Source organism: Arthrobacter sp. CAU 1506 (assembly GCF_005047635.1).
Classification (GTDB): Bacteria; Actinomycetota; Actinomycetes; order Actinomycetales; family Micrococcaceae; genus Crystallibacter.
Genome location: NZ_SUKC01000004.1, coordinates 71,598 through 93,269, shown reverse-complemented (window position 1 = coordinate 93,269; position 21,672 = coordinate 71,598). Strand labels below are relative to the sequence as shown.

At 68.3% G+C, this 21,672-nt stretch carries 20 protein-coding genes; 19 read left to right on the top strand and 1 reads right to left on the bottom strand.

Annotated elements, in window-relative coordinates; genetic code table 11:
• Window positions 1-51 precede the first annotated feature (51 nt).
• Complete coding sequence (dtd, locus tag E4J89_RS06745) at window positions 52-504, bottom strand: D-aminoacyl-tRNA deacylase (RefSeq protein WP_136785370.1); 453 nt, start codon at window positions 502-504, stop codon at window positions 52-54.
• A gap of 234 nt (window positions 505-738) precedes the next feature.
• Here dtd and rpsD point away from each other — a divergent pair, with 234 nt between their 5' ends.
• The 19 genes from rpsD (at window position 739) to pyrF (ending at window position 21,482) form a co-directional block, all read left to right on the top strand.
• Complete coding sequence (gene rpsD / locus E4J89_RS06740) at window positions 739-1,365, top strand: 30S ribosomal protein S4 (RefSeq protein WP_136785369.1); 627 nt, start codon at window positions 739-741, stop codon at window positions 1,363-1,365.
• Window positions 1,366-1,619: 254 nt separating this feature from the next.
• The gene (locus E4J89_RS06735; RefSeq protein ID WP_136785368.1) at window positions 1,620-2,003 is read left to right on the top strand and encodes a DUF948 domain-containing protein; all 384 of its coding nucleotides are present in this window, start codon (window positions 1,620-1,622) and stop codon (window positions 2,001-2,003) included.
• An 18-nt stretch (window positions 2,004-2,021) separates the two neighbouring features.
• The gene (locus E4J89_RS06730) at window positions 2,022-2,255 is read left to right on the top strand and encodes a DUF6167 family protein (RefSeq protein WP_205754429.1); all 234 of its coding nucleotides are present in this window, start codon (window positions 2,022-2,024) and stop codon (window positions 2,253-2,255) included.
• 75 nt (window positions 2,256-2,330) lie between these two features.
• Window positions 2,331-5,009: an alanine--tRNA ligase gene (gene alaS / locus E4J89_RS06725; protein WP_136785367.1), complete on the top strand. Its 2,679-nt coding sequence runs from the start codon at window positions 2,331-2,333 to the stop codon at window positions 5,007-5,009.
• 12 nt (window positions 5,010-5,021) lie between these two features.
• On the top strand, window positions 5,022-5,594 hold the full coding sequence (ruvX, locus tag E4J89_RS06720; RefSeq protein ID WP_205754428.1) for a Holliday junction resolvase RuvX: 573 nt from the start codon (window positions 5,022-5,024) through the stop codon (window positions 5,592-5,594).
• Window positions 5,591-7,249 carry an endolytic transglycosylase MltG gene (gene mltG, locus E4J89_RS19700; RefSeq protein ID WP_240691759.1) on the top strand — a complete coding sequence of 553 codons (1,659 nt, stop codon included), beginning with the start codon at window positions 5,591-5,593 and terminating at the stop codon, window positions 7,247-7,249. The genes ruvX and mltG overlap by 4 nt, the downstream gene beginning before the upstream one ends.
• Window positions 7,240-8,160 carry a shikimate dehydrogenase gene (locus E4J89_RS06710; RefSeq protein ID WP_346763375.1) on the top strand — a complete coding sequence of 307 codons (921 nt, stop codon included), beginning with the start codon at window positions 7,240-7,242 and terminating at the stop codon, window positions 8,158-8,160. The genes mltG and E4J89_RS06710 overlap by 10 nt, the downstream gene beginning before the upstream one ends.
• 32 nt (window positions 8,161-8,192) lie before the next feature.
• Complete coding sequence (gene aroC / locus E4J89_RS06705; RefSeq protein WP_136785366.1) at window positions 8,193-9,392, top strand: chorismate synthase; 1,200 nt, start codon at window positions 8,193-8,195, stop codon at window positions 9,390-9,392.
• Between the two features lie 17 nt (window positions 9,393-9,409).
• Complete coding sequence (locus tag E4J89_RS06700; protein ID WP_136785483.1) at window positions 9,410-9,934, top strand: shikimate kinase; 525 nt, start codon at window positions 9,410-9,412, stop codon at window positions 9,932-9,934.
• On the top strand, window positions 9,931-11,028 hold the full coding sequence (gene aroB / locus E4J89_RS06695) for a 3-dehydroquinate synthase (protein WP_136785365.1): 1,098 nt from the start codon (window positions 9,931-9,933) through the stop codon (window positions 11,026-11,028). Before E4J89_RS06700 ends, aroB begins: the two co-directional genes overlap by 4 nt.
• 246 nt (window positions 11,029-11,274) lie before the next feature.
• Entirely contained in the window at window positions 11,275-11,838 is a 564-nt protein-coding gene (gene efp, locus E4J89_RS06690) for an elongation factor P (protein WP_136785364.1), read from the top strand.
• Entirely contained in the window at window positions 11,838-12,257 is a 420-nt protein-coding gene (gene nusB, locus E4J89_RS06685) for a transcription antitermination factor NusB (protein ID WP_127512662.1), read from the top strand. Before efp ends, nusB begins: the two co-directional genes overlap by 1 nt.
• A 335-nt stretch (window positions 12,258-12,592) precedes the next feature.
• A complete protein-coding gene (pyrR, locus tag E4J89_RS06680; protein WP_136785363.1) occupies window positions 12,593-13,189 on the top strand; it encodes a bifunctional pyr operon transcriptional regulator/uracil phosphoribosyltransferase PyrR in 597 nt (198 codons plus the stop codon).
• Window positions 13,186-14,190: an aspartate carbamoyltransferase catalytic subunit gene (locus E4J89_RS06675; RefSeq protein WP_136785362.1), complete on the top strand. Its 1,005-nt coding sequence runs from the start codon at window positions 13,186-13,188 to the stop codon at window positions 14,188-14,190. The genes pyrR and E4J89_RS06675 overlap by 4 nt, the downstream gene beginning before the upstream one ends.
• Window positions 14,187-15,518, top strand: coding sequence for a dihydroorotase (locus E4J89_RS06670; RefSeq protein ID WP_136785361.1), 1,332 nt, complete (start codon window positions 14,187-14,189; stop codon window positions 15,516-15,518). The genes E4J89_RS06675 and E4J89_RS06670 overlap by 4 nt, the downstream gene beginning before the upstream one ends.
• A gap of 1 nt (window position 15,519) precedes the next feature.
• The gene (locus E4J89_RS06665) at window positions 15,520-16,020 is read left to right on the top strand and encodes a hypothetical protein (protein WP_136785360.1); all 501 of its coding nucleotides are present in this window, start codon (window positions 15,520-15,522) and stop codon (window positions 16,018-16,020) included.
• A gap of 8 nt (window positions 16,021-16,028) precedes the next feature.
• Window positions 16,029-17,318 carry a glutamine-hydrolyzing carbamoyl-phosphate synthase small subunit gene (carA, locus tag E4J89_RS06660; protein ID WP_136785359.1) on the top strand — a complete coding sequence of 430 codons (1,290 nt, stop codon included), beginning with the start codon at window positions 16,029-16,031 and terminating at the stop codon, window positions 17,316-17,318.
• Window positions 17,318-20,617: a carbamoyl-phosphate synthase large subunit gene (carB, locus tag E4J89_RS06655; RefSeq protein ID WP_136785358.1), complete on the top strand. Its 3,300-nt coding sequence runs from the start codon at window positions 17,318-17,320 to the stop codon at window positions 20,615-20,617. Before carA ends, carB begins: the two co-directional genes overlap by 1 nt.
• Window positions 20,610-21,482, top strand: a complete 873-nt coding sequence (pyrF, locus tag E4J89_RS06650) for an orotidine-5'-phosphate decarboxylase (RefSeq protein ID WP_136785357.1) — start codon at window positions 20,610-20,612, stop codon at window positions 21,480-21,482. Before carB ends, pyrF begins: the two co-directional genes overlap by 8 nt.
• Window positions 21,483-21,672 lie beyond the last annotated feature (190 nt).

The window sequence follows — 21,672 nt, the reverse complement described above, 5'->3', positions numbered from 1 at the left end:
TGCCCGGCTTTTCCAACGGCGGGGCCGGGCTTTTCGGACGTCAGCCACGCCTCAGCTGCGGCGTGGCTTGGTGAAGCCCTCGCTATCCAGGCTGATGGTGAACGGGCCGGAATTTACCAGTTCCACCTCCATCATGGCGCCAAAGACACCGGTTTCCACCTGGGCGCCCAGCCCGCGCAGGGCCGAGACAAAGTGTTCCAGCAGCGGTTCACTGACCTCGCCGGGGGCGGCCGCGGACCAGGACGGCCGCCGGCCGCGCCGGGTATCGGCGTACAAGGTGAACTGGCTGACCACCAGCAGCGGGGCTCCGGCATCGGCGCAGGAGAGTTCGCCGTCCAGGATGCGCAGCCGCCAGATCTTCTCCGCCAGCGCCGCGGCGTCCTCGGTGCTGTCGGAATGCGTGGCGCCGACCAGGACCACCAATCCCGGGCCGGGCAGGGCGCCCACCACGGTGCCGTCGACACTGACGCTGGCGCGGCTCGCGCGCTGGAGAATGGCTCGCATCCAGCCAGCCTAGACGTGGCAAGGCACCCGACCGGCTGATGCTAGAATGGTTGGCTGACTGGCAAGCCGTTCTTGCGCCGTCGATCCCACGAGTAGTCCAGCCGACTGAGGCCGTTCAGCGAAGGGGAGAGGCGTGTGCCCGGACGGACTGTAGCTGAAGGTAGCGGTTGACCAACGCTCTCCGGGACTTGGAGGCCAGCAAACCATTACACCGCACATAACTGGAAGGACATCGTGGCTAACAACACACGAGCCCGCCGCAAGGTCCGCATTTCGCGTGCCCTTGGCATTGCCCTGACGCCCAAGGCTGAGAAGTACATGGAGCGTCGTCCGTACGGCCCCGGCCAGCACGGACGCGCCCGCCGCAAGCAGGACAGTGACTACGCCGTTCGTCTGCGCGAGAAGCAGCGTCTGCGTGCCCAGTACGGCATCCGCGAAGCACAGATGACCCGTGTCTTCGAGGAAGCCCGCAACACCGCCGGTCTGACCGGTGAAAACCTGATCGAGCTGCTGGAAATGCGTCTTGACGCCCTGGTGCTGCGTGCCGGCTTCGCCCGCACCATCGCCCAGGCCCGCCAGCTCGTGGTGCACCGCCACATCATGGTCAACGGCAAGCGCGTGGACCGTCCGTCCTTCCGCGTTTCCGAAGGCCAGCTGATCCACGTGCACGAGCGCTCCGAAAAGATGCCCCCGTTCCAGGTGGCAGCTGCCGGCGCTCACCGCGACGTGCTCCCCAACGTTCCGGCGTACCTCGATGTTGCTTTGGAGAAGCTGCAGGCCCGCCTGGTCCGCCGCCCCAAGCGCTCCGAGGTTCCCGTGACCTGCGAAGAGCAGCTGGTGGTCGAATACTACGCTCGCTAAATAAGTAGTTCCGGGGCCTGAACATCCCGGAAGTACCTTTGCGAGATGCTGCCTCCGTGCGTGGAGGCAGCGCTGAACAGCCCGCGGCATCGGCCGCGGGCTGTTCAGTAGGTAAGGTGTTGTTCAGTGGCGGGAAGGTGCCTGCACAAGGTGCGCCCCGCCGTCGTTAGCCGGCCCCCCGCAGCACACGGCATCCTTGCGCTGCGCGCGGACCGGAGTTACGCCGTCAACCAACAAGAGGAGCGTTTGAACCTATGTCAGGTGGAGATATCGCCGGTCTGATCGCCGCGGGCGTGTTCGCGGTGCTGGTGGCCCTGCTGGCCATCCCGGTGTGGAAGCTCGGCAAAGTGTTTGATGAACTGCGCCAGGCCATCCGCGAGCTCAGCGACGGCACCACCCCGTTGATTGGCGAGGTCACGACCACCGTCAGCACCACCAACGAACAGTTGAAAAAGGTCGACGGCATCTCCAACAACGTCTCGGACGCTTCGGCCAACGTTTCCGCCCTCACCTCGCTGCTCTCCGCGACCCTCGGCTCGCCGCTGATCAAGGTGGCAGCCTTCTCCTACGGCGTGCGCAGCGCCTTCAACTCCGCCGGCAAGGGCGCGCCCGAGGGCAAGCGCCGCCGCGGCCGCTAATCCGCGAGAGGAACCGACATGAAGCGAATGATCTGGATGGCCGCCGGAGTGGCGATCGGCGTGCTGGCGGTCCGCAAGGTCTCCCAGACGCGCGAGGCGCTGGGACCGGTTGGACTGAACCGCGCCCTGGCACAGGTGGCCGATTCGGTGGCCAACTTTGCCGACGCGGTCCGGGACGGCATGCAGGAACGCGAAAGCGACCTGCGCCTGGCCCTGGGCATCGATTCCGCAGACGACGTCCGCACGCGCTAAGTTTTTTCACGGCATTCACGCCAAGCCCCGGCCTGCACGGGCCGTTTGTACCCTGGAAGGTAAGACACAGGCACCATGAAATCCCACGAGATTGTCCGCCGCTGGCTCGACTTCTTCGAGAAAAAGGGCCATGCCGTGGTCCCCTCGGCGTCCCTGGTGTCGCCGGATCCTTCGCTGCTGTTCACCGTGGCCGGCATGGTGCCGTTCATCCCCTACCTGACCGCCCGCGAGACGCCGCCGTACCCGCGGGCCACCAGCGTGCAGAAGTGCATCCGCACCGCTGACATCGAAGAGGTCGGCAAGACGGTCCGGCACGGCACGTTCTTCCAGATGTGCGGCAACTTCTCCTTTGGCGACTACTTCAAGGAACAGGCCATCGCGATGGCCTGGGAACTGCTGACCAGCCCGGTGGAGCAGGGCGGCTACGGTCTGCCGCCGGAGAAGCTCTGGACCACCGTCTACGAAGAGGACGAGGAAGCCCTCGCCATCTGGCGCGACCAGGTGGGTGTGCCGGTCGACCGGATCCAGAAGTCCGGCAAGAAGGACAACTACTGGTCCACCGGCCAACCCGGCCCCGCCGGTCCGTGCTCGGAAATCTTCTACGACCGCGGCCCCGAGTACGGTATCGAAGGCGGCCCGATCGCCGACGAGACCCGCTACATCGAAATCTGGAACCTGGTCTTCATGCAGTACCAGCGTGGCGCCGGCATCGGCAAGGAAGACTTCGAAATCCTGGGCGAGCTGCCGCAGAAGAATATCGACACCGGCCTGGGCATGGAACGCCTCGCGATGATCCTGCAGGGCGTGGAGAACATGTACGAGACGGACCAGGTCCGTCCCGTGCTGGACAAGGCCGCGGAGATCTCCGGCAAGGAATACACCAGCGCCGAGTCCGACGACGACCCGCACCACGCGGACGACGTGCGGCTGCGCGTGGTCGCCGACCACATCCGTTCCGCGCTGATGCTGATTTCCGACGGCGTGACCCCCTCCAACGAGGGCCGCGGCTACGTGCTGCGCCGCCTGATCCGCCGTGCGGTGCGCGCCATGCGCCTGCTGGGCGTGGAAAACGCCTGCCTGCCCGAGCTGCTGCCGGTCTCCCGCGACGCCATGAAGGGTACCTACCCGGTGGTGGCCGACGACTTCGAGCGGATCAGCCGGATTGCCTACGCCGAAGAAAAGGCCTTCCTGCGCACCATCGCCTCCGGCACCGCCCGGTTGGAAGAGGCCGTCAAGGAATCGAAGGCTGCCTCGAAGCCGATTTCCGGTGAGGACGCCTTCACGCTGCACGACACCTACGGCTTCCCGATCGACCTGACGCTGGAAATGGCCGAAGAAGCGGGCCTGCAGGTGGACGAGGCCGGCTTCCGCACTTTGATGTCCGAACAGCGCCAGCGTGCCCAGGCCGATGCCCGCGGCAAAAAGCTGGGCCACGCCGACGTGACCGTCTTCCGCGAGATGCTGGCCGAGGGCGAAACCGTTTTCACCGGCTATGACGAGCTGAACACCGAGTCCACCGTGCGCGGCATCGTCCGCGGCGGCGAAGTGCGCGGTTTCGCCGGTCAGGGCGAGGAAATCGAGCTGGTGCTCGACGCCACCCCGTTCTACGCCGAGGCCGGCGGCCAGGCAGCCGACGTCGGACTGATCACCGGCGACGGATTCGTGGTCGAGGTGCTGGACGTGCAGAAGCCGGTCAAGGGCCTGAGCGTGCACAAGGCCGTGGTCCGCGAAGGCGAACTGCCCGCCGGCGCCACCGTCCAGGCCGCCGTGGACGCCCAGCGCCGCCACGCCGGCGAGCAGGCCCACTCCGGTACCCACATCATCCACGCGGCCCTGCACCAGATCCTCGGCCCGGAGGCGCTGCAGCGCGGTTCGTTCAACAAGGCCGGCTACCTCCGCTTCGACTTCTCCTGGGGCGAAGGCCTCTCCGACGCCGCCAAGTCGGAGGTCGAAGAGGTCTCCAACCTGGCTATCCGCAACAACTTCGAGGTACAGACCCGCGTGATGCCGCTGGCCCAGGCCCGCGAGCTGGGCGCCATGGCGCTCTTCGGCGAGGCCTACGGGGACACCGTGCGCGTGGTGGAGATCGACGGCGCCTGGTCCCGGGAGCTCTGCGGCGGCACCCACGTGGAGGCCACCTCGCAGATCGGTTCGCTGACCCTGCTGGGCGAGGCCTCGGTGGGCTCGGGCAACCGCCGCGTGGAAGCCTTCGTGGGCATGGAAGCCTTCCGCCACATGGCCGCCGAGCGCGCGCTGGTGACCGAGCTGTCCGAGATGCTCAAGGTCCCCGGCGCCCAGCTGCCCGAGCGGATTGCCGCCACCCTGGCCAAGCTGAAGTCCGTGGAGAAGGAGCTGGACAAGCTGCGCAAGGAACAGCTGGCAGCCTCCGCCGCCTCGCTGGTCGCCCAGGCGCAGGACGTGGCCGGCATCCGCTTGCTGGCGCACAACGTCGGTGACCTCAACGGTGCCGACGACCTGCGCAACCTGGCCCTGGACCTGCGCACCCGGCTGGGCTCGGAGCCGGTGACCGTGGCGATGACCGGCGTCGCCAACGGCCGCCCGCTGATCCTGGTGGCGACCAACGAGGCCGCCCGCGCCGCCGGAGTGAAGGCCGGCGCGCTGGTCAAGACCGCTGCCGGCGTGCTCGGTGGCGGCGGCGGCGGCAAGGACGACGTGGCCCAGGGCGGCGGGTCCGACCCGGCCAAGATCGACGAAGCACTGGCCGCCGTGACTGCCGCGGTCGCGAACCGCTAGGGGCCCGGCAGCGTGTCTTCCACCGGCTATCCGCGCGGCACCAAACTCGGTGTCGACGTCGGAGCGGTGCGCGTCGGCGTGGCCAGCTGCGACCCGGACGGGATCCTGGCCACGCCGGTACGCACCCTGAAGCGCGACGCCAAGAAGGACAGCGACATCAGGGTGCTGGTGCGCGAGGCCGCCGAGCGGGGCACCGTGCAGGTTTTCGTCGGGCTGCCGCGCACGCTGTCCGGCGGCGACTCAGCCTCCACCGAGATGGCCCGCAGCTACGCCCGCAAGCTTGCCGCAGCGCTGGCCGCCGCAGGTTCCGAGGCCAGCGTCAACCTGATCGATGAACGGTTGACCACCGTGGCGGCGCACCGGGGACTGCGCGATGCTGGCATGGATACGCGTCAACATCGTAAAGTGGTTGATCAGGTAGCTGCCGTAGGTATCCTGCAGCAGGCTATCGACATGCAACGGGCCCAAGGACAGGACGTGGGGACACCTGTCGCACCACCCGCCGGCCGACCAGCGCCGGACGCCAGCCATGAGGAGCCGACGATTACGCACGGACATGACCGAAGCGGGGACCCGGGAACGTGAGCAAGCACCCCGACGACTGGACCAATCTCCCTTCCCGGCGGGCCGCACGCGGACGCCAGGCCGCTGATCCGCGCTTTGACGACACCGTTCCGCCCTACTGGGACGACGACGCGGTGCCCGAGTGGGAGGAGCCGGCGGAGGAGGCCTGGCCCGATCCGGCCGGCCAGCCGGCTGCAGCGCAACCAGCTGACGCAGCCTCAGCTCAGGCAGCCGCAGCGGACGAACCGGTCGCCGACTGGAACGACCCGGAGCCAGCCACCGTCGTCCAACACCACGTACCCGCTCCCGGTGAGCACCGCCGTCGTCCTCGGCCGGAATCAGCACCCGAGGCAGAGCCGCAGGCAGACTACGCCGCCGATACTGCGGCAGAGGACGCACACTACGCCGCCGGCACCACTGACCGCGGCTGGGAAGCGGCGGACGACGCCCACAGCTACGCGGATAACCGGGGCTACGCCGCGGCGGATCACGGCTACGCGGACGCGAACCAAGGCTACGCCGACGATGGCCAGGTCTACCACGACGGCCGGCTGGACTTTTTCGAGGACGAGCCTGCCGCTGGCCGGAAGCGCCCGGTCCGCACCAAGAAACGCGCCCGCCGCCGGCGCAACACCATCATGCTGGTGGTTTTCGCGGTCTTCGCCGCAGGCCTGGTCGGCGTGGTGCTGTTCCTGCAGAACCTGCTGGGCATGGGCGGCGGCCCTGAAGACTACGCCGGCCCCGGCGAGGGACAGGTGACTTTCACCGTTCAAGAGGGCGCCGGCCCGCTGGTGATCGCCGGTGCGCTGGTGGAGCAGGACATCATCTCCAACAGCGAGATTTTCCTGGGTGAACTGGCCAGCCAGGCGGACGGCCGCGAGGTGCAGCCGGGCGAGTACCAGATGCAGTACAAGCTGCCAGCCGCGGACGCCGCCGCCATCCTGCTGGAAGACGTGGGGGAGAAGGTCTCCTACGCCGCGATCAACCGCACCTGGCGCGAAGAAGAGGTCTTCGCGGCCCTGAGCGAAGGCACCAACATTCCGGCGTCCGAGTTCGCCGAGCTCGCCAAGGACCCGCAGCAGTTCGGATTGCCGAAGGAAGCCCGCAACCTGGAAGGCTACCTCTTCCCGGGCGAGTACCGCTGGCCGCTGGAGACCAGCGCCAAGGACATCCTCACCGAACTGGTGGGCAACACCGTGGATCGGCTGACCAAGGACGGTATCTCCGACCCGCAAGAGCAGTTCCGGGTGCTGACCATCGCCAGCATCATTGAAGCCGAGGCGGGCGAAGCCGACTACGCGACGGTAGCCGGCGCGATCCAGAACCGGCTGAAGCCGGACAACACCGAGACCAACGGCCTGATCCAGTCGGACGCCACGGTGACCTATGGGCTGGGGCGCAAGGGCTACGACATCACGCCCGAGGAAAAAGCGGATAAGTCGAACCCGTACAACACGTACGCGCACACCGGGCTGCCTGCGGGACCGATCAATTCACCCGGCGGACCGGCCATCGACGCGGCCGCCAGCCCGGCCGACGTGCCCTACTACTACTGGGTGACGGTCAACCTGGACACCGGTGAGACCAAGTTCGCGGAGACGCTGGAACAGCACAACGCGTACACCAAGGAATACCAGCAGTGGTGCAGCACGCAGAAAGAAGGCCGGTGCAGTTGATCGCCGGTCCTGCCGACGGCGTGGCTGAGGGCGTGCTGCCGGCTGCCTATCAGTACCAGGCCGCAGTGCTCGGGCATCCGATCGGCCATTCCCGGTCGCCCGCGCTGCACCGTGCCGCGTATGAGCTAATCGGCTTCGACTGCAGCTACCGGGCCATCGACGTGACCGTGGACCAGCTGCCGCAGTTCGTCCGGACCCTGCGCAGCGAACGGGGCTGGGCGGGGCTGTCGGTGACCATGCCGCTGAAGGCCGCGATGGTCGCCGAGATGGACCGCACCAGCCCGCTGGTGGATCTGCTCGGCGTGCTCAACACCGTGGTTCCCGAGTACGACGACGAGGGACGGGTAACGCTGACCGGCCACAACACGGACGTGGCCGGGATCGTCGGCGCGCTGCGCCACGGCGGAGCGCGGGAGGGCCAGCCGGCAGTCATTCTGGGTGGCGGCGGCACGGCCGCCGCTGCTGCTGCCGCGCTGGCGGAGCTGAAACCCTCCGGCGTCATCCTGTGCCTGCGGGACCCGGCGAAGTCGGGCAACGTGCAGGAGATCGCCCGGGAGCTTGGGCTCCCGCTCCATGTTGCCGGCTGGGACCAGGCGCCGTCCGCCGTGCGAACGGCCGGAACGGTGGTCTGCACCCTGCCGCCGAACTCCGCTGACTCCTTGGCTGCCGAATTGGCGGCCCAGACAGGAGCGGACCGCGCCGGCAGCGTGCTGCTGGACGTGGCCTATGATCCTTGGCCCAGCGAGCTGGCCGCCGCCTGGCGGGCACAGGGCGGCTCGGTGGTGCATGGCTTGGAAATGCTCATCTACCAGGCGGTGGAGCAGGTGCGGCTGTTCGCCGGCGACCGCTTCACCAACAGCGCCGATGTCACAAATGTGATGTGTGACGCCGTGGGTGCACCGCGGCGCTAAACCGCCCGCAGATGCATGGCAGTATTGAATCCATGTTGCGTTGGTTAACCGCCGGTGAATCCCATGGTCCGGCCCTGGTAGGAATTATCGAAGGCGTCCCCGCCGGCGTCGAGCTGACCGCAGCCGAGGTGCAGGATGCGCTGGCGCGGCGGCGTCTGGGCTACGGCCGCGGCGCCCGGATGAAATTCGAACAGGACGAGGTCACCCTGGTGGGCGGCGTCCGCCACGGCCTGACCCAGGGCGGTCCGGTTGCCATCGAAGTGGCCAACACCGAATGGCCCAAGTGGGAAACCGTCATGTCCGCCGACCCGGTCGACCCTGCGCAGCTGGAGGACCTGGCCCGCAACGCCCCGCTGACCCGGCCGCGGCCAGGCCACGCAGACTTCACCGGCATGCAGAAATACGGCTTCCACGAAGCCCGTCCGGTGCTGGAACGCGCCAGCGCCCGCGAGACAGCTGCGCGTGTAGCCCTGGGAACTGTGGCCGCGAAGTTCCTCTCCGCGCTGGGCATCCGGCTGGTCAGCCACACCACCGCCGTCGGCCGCGTCTCGGTGCCCGAAGGCAGCCGGCTTCCGGTGCCGGACGACGTCCTGGCCCTGGACGAAGATCCGCTGCGCTGCTTCGACGCCGAGACCTCCTTGGCCATGGTGCAGGAAGTGGACCAGGCGCACAAGGAAGGCGAAACCCTGGGCGGCGTGGTCGAGGTGCTGGCCTACGGGCTGCCGCCGGGCCTGGGCAGCTACGTGCACTGGGACCGACGGCTGGACGCACGCCTGGCCGCCGCCCTGATGGGCATCCAGGCGATCAAGGGCGTGGAGGTCGGCGACGGCTTCCTCACCGCCGCCCGCCGTGGATCCGCCGCCCATGACGAAATCGTCCGCGACGAGAACGGCACCATTGTGCGCGCCACCAATCGCGCCGGCGGCATCGAAGGCGGCATGAGCATTGGCGAGACCCTGCGCGTTCGCGCGGCCATGAAGCCGATTGCCACGGTGCCTCGCGCGCTGGCCACCATCGATGTGAGCACCGGCGAGCCGGCGAAAGCCCACCACCAGCGTTCCGATGTCTGCGCAGTGCCGGCGTCCGGCGTCGTCGCCGAGGCAATGGTGGCCTTGGTGCTGGCCCAGGCCGTCACCGAGAAGTTCGGCGGCGACTCCGTGGCCGAGACGGCACGCAACCTGCGGTCCTATCTGGCGGCCATTCCGGAGTCGCTGGATTCGATCGGCCAGTAGTGGCATCCGCTGAACCGATGCGGTTGCGGCGCCACTTGGTGCTGATTGGACCGATGGCGTCCGGCAAGTCGACGCTGGGCAGCCAGTTTGCCAACCGTCACGGCCTCGCCTTCGCCGACAGCGACAAGCGGCTGGTCGAACGGCACGGTCCGATTCCCGCGATCTTCACCTCGCTGGGCGAGCATGCCTTCCGCGAGCTCGAGGCCCGCGAAGTGGCGGCGCTGCTCGCCGAAGGCAAACCGCCTGCCGTGGTCTCGCTGGGCGGCGGCGCCATCCTGGATACCGGGACGCAGCAGCTGCTGGCCAACTGCACCGTGGTCTTCCTGGATATCGATGTGAACACGGTGCGTCCGCGCATCATCAAGGACACCGGGCGGCCACTGCTCGCCGGCGACCCCGTGGGCCGCTGGACCGAAACTTTCCGGCAGCGCCGGCCGGTGTACGAGCGACTGGCCGATCTGGTGCTGGACACCCGCGGCAAAAGCCAGCAGCAGCTGCTGGCCGAACTGAGACAACTGCTTGAGGAAAGGCACGAACCGTGAGCAACACCCCCGAGGCCACCGTCATCCCCGTCACCGGGAGCACTCCCCAGGAGGCGTACGACGTCGTCGTTGGCCATGCGCTGCTGGGCCGGCTGCCGGAGCTGCTGGGGGAGCGGGTCCGCAAGGTGCTGGTGATCCACCCGCGGGCGCTGCGGGCCACCGGCGACGCCGTGCGCGAGGACCTCGCCGCGAACGGAATGGAGGCGCTGACCGCCGAGATCCCGGATGCCGAGGAAGGCAAGCACATCCAGGTGGCCTCGTTCTGCTGGGAAGTTCTGGGCAAGAACGACTTCACCCGCTCGGACGCCATCGTGGCGGTGGGCGGCGGGGCGGTCACCGACGTGGCCGGCTTTGTGGCCGCAACCTGGCTGCGCGGCGTGAAGGTGGTGCACATTCCTACCAGCCTGCTGGGCATGGTGGACGCTGCCGTCGGCGGCAAGACCGGCATCAACACCGCAGAGGGCAAGAACCTGGTGGGCGCGTTCCATCCGCCGGCCGCCGTGCTGGCCGACCTGGACGCGCTGCAGACGCTGCCGCCAAACGAACTGATCACCGGCATGGCCGAAGCGGTCAAGTGCGGCTTCATCGCCGATCCGGTCATCCTGGATTTGATCGAGGCCGACCCCACGGCTGCCACCACCGCCGGGTCTGACCAGCTGCGGGAGATCATCGAGCGGGCCATCCGGGTCAAGGCGGAGGTGGTTTCCGCCGATCTACGCGAGTCCGGGCGCCGCGAGTTCCTCAATTACGGCCACACCCTGGGCCACGCGATCGAACTGGCCGAGCGCTACCAGATGCGCCACGGCGCCGCTGTGTCGATCGGCCTGGCCTTCGCCGCCGAGCTGTCGCGGATGGTCGGCCGGCTGGACGACGCCACCGCGGACCGGCACCAGGCCATCCTGACGTCCCTGGGCCTTCCCGTGAGCTACCGCCGCGACCGCTGGGCCGCACTGCTGGACGGAATGAAGCGGGACAAGAAGGCCCGCGGCGACCTGCTGCGCTTTGTGGTGCTGGACGGACTGGCCAAGCCCGGCATCCTGGACGTGCCGGACACCTCTCTGCTGTTCGCCGCCTACCAGGAAATCGCCGAATAGGCCGTTGCCTCCGGGGCGGCGGCGAGTACTGCCCTGAAGGACATGCCCTGCTGCTGGCTCCCGCACCCACCGTCCCCGGGGACTCCATCAGGCCTCCCGCACCCACCGGCTCCGGCGGCATCGATCCGGGGGACGCCGAGCGCTTGGGGCGGGCAGGCCGTCAGCAGGTAGAATGTCTGCTGGACTTCGCTCCGGGCCGGGCGGACCTTCCGCTGGCGGCCCGCCATCATCGACGAAAGTGAAACTGTGGCCACAACCAACGACATCAAGAACGGCACCGTGCTGAAACTGGACGGCCAGCTGTGGAACGTCATTGAGTTCCAGCATGTGAAGCCGGGCAAGGGCGGCGCGTTCGTGCGCACCAAGATCAAGAATGTCGTCAGCGGCAAGATCCAGGACAAGACCTTCAACGCCGGCCTGAAGATCGAAACCGCCACGGTGGACCGCCGCGATTACACCTACTTGTACAAGGATGGCGACGACTTCGTCTTCATGGACGTGCAGGACTACGACCAGGTCACCGTTCCCGGCGCCGTGGTCGGCGACGACGAGAACTTCCTGCTGGAAAACATCAAGGTCAACATCGCCATGCACGACGGCACCCCGCTCTACATCGAGCTGCCGGCCTCCGTGGTCATGGAGATCACCTACACCGAGCCCGGCCTGCAGGGCGACCGCTCCACCGGCGGCACCAAACCCGCCACCGTGGAGACCGGCTACCAGATCCAGGTCCCGCTGTTCCTGGAGACCGGCACCAAGGTCAAGGTCGACACCCGCTCCGGCGACTACCTGGGACGAGTCAACGACTAGTGAGTGCCCCTACTTCAGCCCGCGGCAAGGCCCGCCGCAGGGCCGTCGACGTCCTCTTTGAAGCCGAGCAGCGTGGCGTGAGTGCCGCCGAGGCTCTGGCCGGACGGGACAAGACGGACCAGGTGATCAATCCCTACACGGCTCAGATCGTGGAGGGGGTCGCCGCTCTGCAGCCCACCATCGACGAGTTCCTGGCCACCTACGCCCAGGGCTGGACCCTTGACCGGATGCCCGCAGTGGACCGCATCATCCTGCGCGTCGGCTCGTGGGAGCTGCTCTACAACGACGACGTGCCCGACGGTGTTGCGGTGAGCGAAGCCGTGGAGCTGGCCAAGACCCTGTCGACGGACGAGTCGCCGTCCTTCGTCAACGGCCTGTTGGGCCGGTTGCAGCAGCTTAAGCCCACGCTGCTGGCCTGAGGTACCTGTTCAGCCACCATCCCCACGTACGACGGCGGGTGCCCACTTTGCTGGGGCACCCGCCGTCGTCGGGTTGCGGTTGTGCGTAGGGTCTCCGATGCCGTCGGGTTCCGGCTTATGCGAAGAGTCTCCGCCCGCTCCGGACCTCTGTCCCGCCAATGGATGTGCCGGCGGCGGATGCTGAGTCCGCCGCCCGGTGAGGTTGCCCACATCGGCCCCGGATCGCCGTCGTGCGGCTGTCATGAAGCGGCCGGGCCGCGCCGACCGTGGTAATTTTGAGGGCGCAAGCAACCTTTAAATTCCGTCCAGTGAGGCGGGGAAGGAGGCGGCAAAATATGAACACCGACTCACCGGCGCAACAGCCGGCATCGTCGCGAGTTGTACTTGCCGAAGCGGACATTAACCGCGCATTGACCCGCATCGCCCACGAGATCCTCGAGGCGAACAAGGGGTCCCAAGATTTGGTCCTGTTGGGCATTCCGCGCCGCGGTTACCCGCTGGCCCGCCGGCTGGCCGACAAGATCGCCGCCGCCGATCCTTCCGTCGCTGCCGAAGACATCATCGGCCAGCTGGACGTGACTATGTTCCGCGACGACCTCCGCCGTCACCCCACGCGTACGCCGCTGCCCACCCAGCTGCCGGCAGCCGGAATTGACGACAAGGTCGTGGTGCTGGTGGACGACGTGCTCTACTCCGGCCGCACCATCCGCGCGGCGCTGGACGCCCTGGTGGACCTGGGCAGGCCGCGGATTGTCCGGCTGGCCGTCCTGGTGGACCGCGGGCACCGCGAGCTGCCGATCCGGGCCGACCACGTGGGCAAGAACCTGCCCACGTCCTCGGTGGAGAAGGTCCGGGTCCGGCTCGCCGAAATCGATACGAACAACGGCAGCCCGGCCGCCGACGAGGTAGTCATCGAGGATTTCAGCGCATGAAACATCTGCTGTCCACCGCGGACCTGGCCAAGTCGGACGCGGTGCAGATCCTGGACACTGCCGAGGAAATGTCCGCCGTGTCGCTGCGCGAGGTCAAGAAACTCCCGGTGCTTCGCGGCCGTACCGTGGTCAACCTCTTCTTTGAGGACTCCACCCGCACCCGGATCTCCTTTGAGGCTGCCGCCAAGCGGCTCTCGGCCGACGTGATCAACTTCGCCGCCAAGGGATCCTCGGTGTCCAAGGGCGAATCGCTCAAGGACACCGCCCAGACCCTGGAGGCGATGGGCGCCGACGCCGTCGTGATCAGGCACTGGGCCTCCGGGGCGCCGGCGCGGCTGGCCGGCTCCGGCTGGATCGACGCCGCCGTGGTCAATGCCGGCGACGGCACGCACGAGCACCCCACCCAGGCGCTGCTGGACGCGTTCACGCTCCGGCGCACCTGGGCCAAGCTCAACGGCACCGCCTCCACCGGGACCGACCTGGCCGGCATGAAGGTGGCCATTGTCGGCGACATCCTGCACTCCCGGGTGGCCCGCTCCAACCTGTGGCTGCTGCGTACGCTGGGCGCCGACGTGACCATGGTGGCGCCGCCCACGCTGCTGCCGGTGGGCAGCCGCGACTGGCCGTGCACCATCAGCTACGACCTGGACGCCACGCTGGCCGCGGGAACCGACGCCGTGATGATGCTGCGGGTGCAGGGCGAGCGGATGAACGCCGCCTACTTCCCGTCCACGCAGGAGTACTCCAGCCGCTGGGGCTTCAACGACCTCCGGCTGGCAGCGCTGGACGCCTCCGGCCGCGACGGCACCATCATCATGCACCCCGGCCCGATGAACCGCGGACTGGAAATCTCCTCGGCGGCAGCCGACTCGCCGCGCTCCACCGTGCTGGACCAGGTCCGGAACGGCGTGGCCGTCCGGATGGCCACCCTCTACCTTCTGCTTTCCGGCGGCACCGCGTCCGCCGCCCCCGCACCGACCGCCGCCCAGGAGGCCAAGTGACCGAGTTCAGCACCCAGCCCAGCTACCTGATCCGGGGAGCCTCGCTGACCGGCGGGGACCATGCCGATCTGCTGGTCCGCGACGGCAAGATCGCCGAGGTCGGCAGCGCGCTCAGCGCGGCAGGCGCCGTCGTGGTGGACGCCGACGGGCTGATTGCGCTGCCCGGCATGGTGGACCTGCACACCCACCTGCGCGAGCCGGGGCGCGAGGATGCGGAGACGGTGGAGACCGGCACGCGCGCCGCAGCCCTGGGTGGCTTCACCGCGGTGCACGCGATGGCGAACTCGTCGCCGGTGGCGGACACCGCCGGCGTCGTCGAGCAGGTGTACACCCTGGGCCGCACCGCCGGCTGGGCCGACGTCCGCCCGGTGGGCGCAGTGACCGTGGGGCTGGCCGGCGAACGGCTGGCCGAACTGGGCGCCATGGCCGATTCCCGCGCCCGGGTCCGGGTGTTCTCCGACGACGGCATCTGCGTTTCCGATCCGGTGCTGATGCGCCGTGCGCTGGAATACGTCAAGGCGTTCGACGGCGTGATCGCCCAGCATGCGCAGGAGCCGCGGCTGACCGACGGGGCCCAGATGAACGAAGGCACCGTTTCGGCGGTGCTGGGGATGACCGGCTGGCCGGCCGTGGCCGAGGAGAGCATCATCGCCCGCGACGTGCTGCTGGCCCAGCACGTGGATTCGCGGCTGCACGTCTGCCACGTCTCGACGGCCGGATCGGTGGAGATCATTCGCTGGGCCAAGGCCCGCGGCATCAAGGTCACCGCCGAGGTCACGCCGCACCACCTGTGGCTGACCGACGAGCTGGTACGCAGCTACGATCCGGTCTACAAGGTCAACCCGCCGCTGCGCACCGACGAGGACGTGCAGGCGCTGCGGGCCGGCCTGGCCGACGGCACCATCGACGTGATCGGCACCGACCACGCGCCGCACCCGTCCGAAGCCAAGGAGTGCGAGTGGGCGCAGGCCGCGATGGGCATGACCGGCCTGGAAACCGCGCTGTCCGTGGTGCAGCACACCATGATCGAATCCGGGCTGATCGGCTGGGCCGACTTCGCCCGGATCACCTCAGCGATGCCGGCCCGGATCGGCCGGTTGACCGGACAGGGCCAGCCGCTGGCAACCGGCTCGGCCGCCAACATCACCTTGGTGGATCCGGCGGCCCGATGGACCGTGGACCCGTCGGCCATGGCCACCAAAGGCAGGAACTCTCCGTTCGCCGGCCGGCAGCTGCCCGGCCGCGTGGTGGCCACGTTCCTCAATGGACACCCCACCGTGCTGGACGGCACTCTGAACACGCCTGCACGCCCGGCAGAGGAGGGATGAGATGACCCAACTCCAAGCCGGCATGGTGATGCTCGCCGTCGCCGTCGTGCTGATTGTGCTGGTGGCGGTGGGCTGGCGGAACCGGCTCAAACGCCAGCAGGACATCGCGCCGCTGCCGCAGATCCCGGCGGACACCGCCAACCCTTTCGGCTACTACGAAGGCATGTACGTGGTCACCACCACGGCGGGGGACTGGCTGGACCGTGTGGCCGTCCACGGCCTGGGCATCCGGACCAAGGCCACGCTGCGGACCTATCCACACGGCGTGCTGATCGAACGTCCCGGCTCCACCGACGTCTACATCCCGGCCGAAGCCATCTCCGCCGTGCGGACCGAGAGCGGCATGGTGGGCAAGTTCGTGGAATCCGAAGGGCTCGCCGTGATCACGTGGAAACTGGGGGAGCGCGACGTCGACACCGCCTTCCGCACCCGGCAGGCCGCCGAAAAACAACCGCTGCTGGCGCAGCTGCAGACATACCTACCCGCCGTACAGGAAGACTAGGAAACATCGTGAGTGCAGAAACAACCTCCGCAACCGCACCGGCGCTGCTGGTGCTCGAAGACGGCCGGACCTTCCGCGGCCGCAGCTACGGCGCCCGCGGGACCGCACTGGGCGAGGCGGTCTTCGCCACCGGTATGACCGGCTACCAGGAGACCATCACCGACCCGTCCTACGCCCGCCAGCTGGTAGTGCAGACCGCACCGCACATCGGCAACACCGGAGTGAACGACGACGACGCAGAGTCGCGCAAGATCTGGGTGGCCGGTTACGTGGTCCGCGATCCTGCCCGGCGTGCGTCCAACTGGCGCTCCGAGCGCAGCCTGGACGACGAACTGGTCAACCAGGGCATCGTGGGCATCCAGGGCGTGGATACCCGCGCGCTGACCCGCCACCTGCGCGAGCGCGGCGCGATGAAGGCCGGCATCTTCTCCGGCGAGGCTGCGGCCCGCCCCGCCGCTGAGCTGGTAGCCGAGGTCACCGCGCAGCCGTCGATGGAAGGCTCCCGGCTGGCCGAAGAGGTCAGCGTCACCGAAGCCTACGTCGTCGAACCGGCAGACCACGGCTGGGAGGGCGAGCCGCGGTTCACCGTCGCGGCCCTCGATCTGGGCATCAAGGCGATGACCCCGGTCCGCTTCGCCGAGCGTGGGATCCGGGTGCACGTGCTGCCCGCCACCGCCACCTTCGAGGACGTCCAAGCTGTTTCGCCCGACGGCATGTTCATGTCCAATGGGCCCGGCGACCCCGCCACCGCGGACCGCCAGGTGCTGCTGCTGCGCAAGGTGCTCGACGCCGGCCTGCCGTTCTTCGGCATCTGCTTCGGCAACCAGATCCTGGGCCGCGCGCTGGGCTTTGGCACCTACAAACTGCGCTACGGCCACCGCGGCATCAACGTGCCGGTGATGGACCGCCGCACCGGCAAGGTGGAGATCACCTCGCAGAACCACGGTTTCGCCGTCGACGCACCCCTGGACGGGCCGACGCTGGCCCCTGAGGAGCGCTTCGGCCGGGTCGAGGTCAGCCACGTCTGCCTGAACGACGACGTCGTGGAGGGCCTCGCCTGCCTGGACATCCCCGCCTTTTCCGTTCAGTTCCATCCGGAGGCGGCCGCCGGGCCGCACGACGCGGCGACCCTGTTCGACCGTTTTTCCGAGCTGATGGATGCCCGCGGCTCCCAAACCGGGGCCGCCGCCGAGAGCCCCGCTGAGACCGCCGCCGAGAGCCCTGCTGAGAGCCCCGCTGAGACCGCCACCGAGACGGCTGCCGAGCCCGCTTCCGAGACCACGAAGGAAAGCAAGTAATGCCCAAGAGAGAAGATCTGAAGTCCGTCCTGGTCATCGGTTCCGGCCCCATCGTGATCGGCCAGGCGGCCGAATTCGACTACTCCGGCACCCAGGCACTGCGCGTGCTGAAGGAGGAAGGCCTGCGGGTCATCCTGGTCAATTCCAACCCGGCGACCATCATGACGGACCCGGAGTTCGCCGATGCGACCTACGTTGAACCGATCACGCCCGAGGTGGTTGAAAAGATCATCGCCAAGGAGCGCCCGGACGCCCTGCTGCCCACGCTGGGCGGCCAGACCGCGTTGAATACCGCCATCGCGCTGGACAAGAACGGCGTGCTGGAGAAGTACAACGTGGAGCTCATCGGCGCGAATATCGACGCCATCGAACTCGGCGAAGACCGGGAGAAGTTCAAGGGCGTCGTCGAACGCTGCGGCGCCGAATCCGCCAAGTCCGTGATCGTGCACTCGATGGACGAAGCCTTCGCCGCCGCCGAGGAACTGGGCTACCCGATGGTGGTCCGCCCGTCCTTCACCATGGGCGGCCTGGGCTCGGGCATGGCCTACAACCCGGAAGACCTGCGCCGCATCGCCGGTGCCGGCATCCAGTACAGCCCCACCAGCGAGGTGCTGCTCGAAGAGAGCATCCTGGGCTGGAAGGAATACGAGCTCGAGATGATGCGCGACAAGAACGACAACGTCGTCGTCGTGTGCTCGATCGAAAACTTCGATCCGGTGGGCGTGCACACCGGCGACTCCATCACGGTGGCGCCGGCCATGACGCTGACCGACCGCGAGTTCCAGAAGCTCCGCGATATCTCCATCGCAGTGATCCGCGAAGTGGGCGTGGACACCGGCGGCTGCAACATCCAGTTCGCCATCGAACCGGACACCGGCCGGGTTGTCGTGATTGAAATGAACCCGCGTGTCTCGCGCTCCTCGGCGCTGGCGTCCAAGGCCACCGGCTTTGCCATCGCCAAGATCGCCACCAAGCTCTCGCTCGGTTACACGCTGGACGAGATTCCCAACGACATCACGCAGCAGACCCCGGCTGCGTTCGAACCGACGCTGGACTACGTCGTCGTCAAGGTTCCGCGGTTTGCGTTCGAGAAGTTCCCGGCCGCGGACCCGACGCTGACCACCACCATGAAGTCGGTGGGCGAGGCAATGGCTATCGGCCGCAACTTCACCGAAGCGCTGCAGAAGGCGCTGCGGTCGCTGGAGCAAAAGGGCGCCCAGCTGGAGTTCGCCCCGGTCAACGACTTCGACGTGCCCGAACTGCTGGAGAAGGCCAAGTTCGGGTCCACCGAGCGGCTCTCGCTGGTGCAGCGTGCGCTGCTGGGCGGCGCGACCATCGAGCAGGTCTTCGAAGCCACCTCGATCGACCCGTGGTTCCTGGACCAGCTGCAGCTGATCAACGAAGTCGCCACCCAGATTCGCAAGGCCCCGGCACTGACCGAGGACATCCTGCGGCTGGCCAAGCGGCACGGCTTCTCCGACCAGCAGATCGGCAAGCTGACCAACACCACTGAGGCAGTGGTCCGGGGCGTCCGGCACGCGCTGGGCATCCGCCCGGTGTTCAAGACCGTGGACACCTGCGCCGCGGAATTCGCCGCCTACACCCCGTACCACTACTCGTCCTACGACGAGGAGGACGAGGTTGAGCTGCACGCCAAGCCGTCCGTGATCATCCTCGGCTCCGGCCCCAACCGGATTGGCCAGGGCATCGAGTTCGATTACTCCTGCGTGCACGCCACCATGGCGCTGCGCAAGGCCGGACACGAGACCGTGATGATCAACTGCAACCCGGAGACCGTCTCCACCGACTACGACATCTCCAACCGCCTGTACTTCGAGCCGCTCACGCTCGAGGACGTGCTGGAAGTCATCGCAGCCGAAGAGCGTACCGGCGGCGTGCTGGGCGTGTTTGTGCAGTTGGGCGGCCAGACGCCGCTGAAGCTGGCCCAGGCGCTGGCCGACGCCGGCATCCCGATCCTGGGCACCTCGCCGGAGGCGATCGACCTGGCCGAGCACCGCGGCGCGTTCCAGCGGGTGCTGGATTCGGCCGGGCTGATCGCACCGAAGAACGGCACCGCCGTCTCCTTCGACGAGGCCAAGAAGATCGCCGACGAGATCGGCTACCCGGTGCTGGTCCGCCCGTCGTACGTGCTGGGTGGCCGCGGCATGGAGATCGTCTACGACGAAGCCAACCTGTCCCGCTACATCGCCAACGCCACCGAGATCACCCCCGACCATCCGGTACTGGTGGACCGCTTCCTGGAAGACGCCATCGAGATCGACGTCGATGCGCTCTTCGACGGCAAGGACCTCTACGTCGGCGGCATCATGGAACACATCGAGGAAGCCGGCATCCACTCGGGCGACTCTGCCTGTGTGCTGCCGCCGATCACCCTGGGCGCCGAGGTGCTGGAACGGGTGCGCAACGCCACCGCCGCCATTGCCGAGGGCGTGGGCGTGCGCGGGCTGATCAACATCCAGTTCGCGCTGGCCGCCGACGTGCTCTACGTGATCGAAGCCAACCCGCGCGCTTCCCGCACCGTTCCGTTCGTCTCCAAGGCCACCGGTGTGCAGCTGGCCAAGGCCGCGGCGCTGATCGGCACCGGCGTGTCCATCGACATGCTGCGCAGCGTCTACAAGCTGCTGCCGGAAAGCGGCGACGGCTCCCGGCTGCCGCTGGAAGCCCCGGTGGCGGTCAAGGAGGCCGTGCTACCGTTCAGCCGGTTCCGCACCCCGGAAGGCACCGTGGTGGACTCGCTGCTCGGCCCGGAGATGCGCTCCACCGGCGAGGTGATGGGCATCGACAAGTACTTCGACACCGCCTTCGCCAAGAGCCAGGCCGCGGCCGGCAGCGCGCTGCCCACGTCCGGCAAGGTCTTTGTCTCGGTGGCCAACCGGGACAAGCGCTCCATCATCATGCCGGTCAAGCTGCTGGTGGACCTGGGCTTCGAAATCCTCTCCACCGGAGGCACCGCGGACGTGCTGCGCCGCAACGGCATCCAGTCCACCACGGTGCGGAAGATTGCCGAGGGGCGTTCCGACGACGGTGAAGGCACCATCGTTGACCTGATCACCGAGGGCCACGTCGGGCTGATCCTGAACACCCCGTCCGGTGGTCAGGCACGCGGCGACGGCTACGAGATCCGCGCCGCCGCGACCTCGGTCGGCACGCCGATCATCACCACGGTGTCCGAGTTCAGCGCCGCCATCCAGGCCATCGAAGCGATGCGCCAGTACGAGTGGGACGTGACCAGCCTGCAGGAGCATGCCGAGAATCTGAAGGCCGCCATCCATGCCTGAGCCTGACGCCCGGCCGCTGCCCAGCTTCGGTCAGCGGCTGCGGACGGCGATGGCGGCCCGCGGGCCGCTGTGCGTGGGAATCGACCCGCACCCGTCGCTGCTCTCCGCCTGGGGTTTGAACGACGACGCCGGTGGTCTGGAACGCTTTTCCCTCACCGTGCTGGACGCGGTGGGGGAGCAGGCCGCGGCCTTGAAGCCGCAGGTGGCGCTCTACGAGCGGCATGGTTCCGCCGGAATGGCGGTACTGGAGAAGCTGCTGGCGGCCTCGGCCGAGGCTGGGGTGCTGAGCATCGCGGACGCCAAGCGGGGCGACATCGGCTCCACCATGGCCGCGTACGCCGACGCCTGGCTGCGCGACGGTTCGCCGCTGGCAGCCGACGCGGTCACCCTCAGCCCGTACCTGGGCTACGGATCGCTGCGGCCGGCACTGGACCTGGCGGCGGCGACGGGCCGCGGCGTGTTCGTGCTGGCCCTGACCTCCAACCCGGAAGGTGCCAGCGTGCAGCACGTGGGCGGAGCCGAGTCGGTGGCCCGGCGGATCGCGGAAGCGGCCGCTGCCGACAACGCGGGCGCCGGCCTGGCTGGCGAGCTGGGCTCGGTCGGCCTGGTGGTCGGCGCCACGGTCCGGGCCGAGGTGATGGAACGGCTGGGACTGGACCTGGCGGCGGTCAACGGGCCGCTGCTGGCTCCCGGCCTGGGCGCCCAGGGAGCCACCGGCGCCGACATAGCGGCAGCCTTCGGCACCGCCGTCGGGAATGTCTTGGCGACCTCCAGCAGGGACATCCTCAAAGCCGGCCCGGACACCGCCGCCCTGCGGGCAGCGACCGAACGGACGCTGGCCGGCCTGGCAGCCTTCTCAGGCTGAACGGTCGGCCCTGTAGCCAGGTCCTGAACCGGACCTGGCTACCACTTTTCGGCCCGGGCACTCGGCCGGCGGCGCAGATCCCGTCCAACGGCCTTGGCTACCGCTCCGGCTCCGGGTCCCGCTCGGGCCCGAGCCGGAGCGGTGCGCTTCTGGTAAGTTCAGTTAACGCCCAAATGTGCCCGCCGGGCCC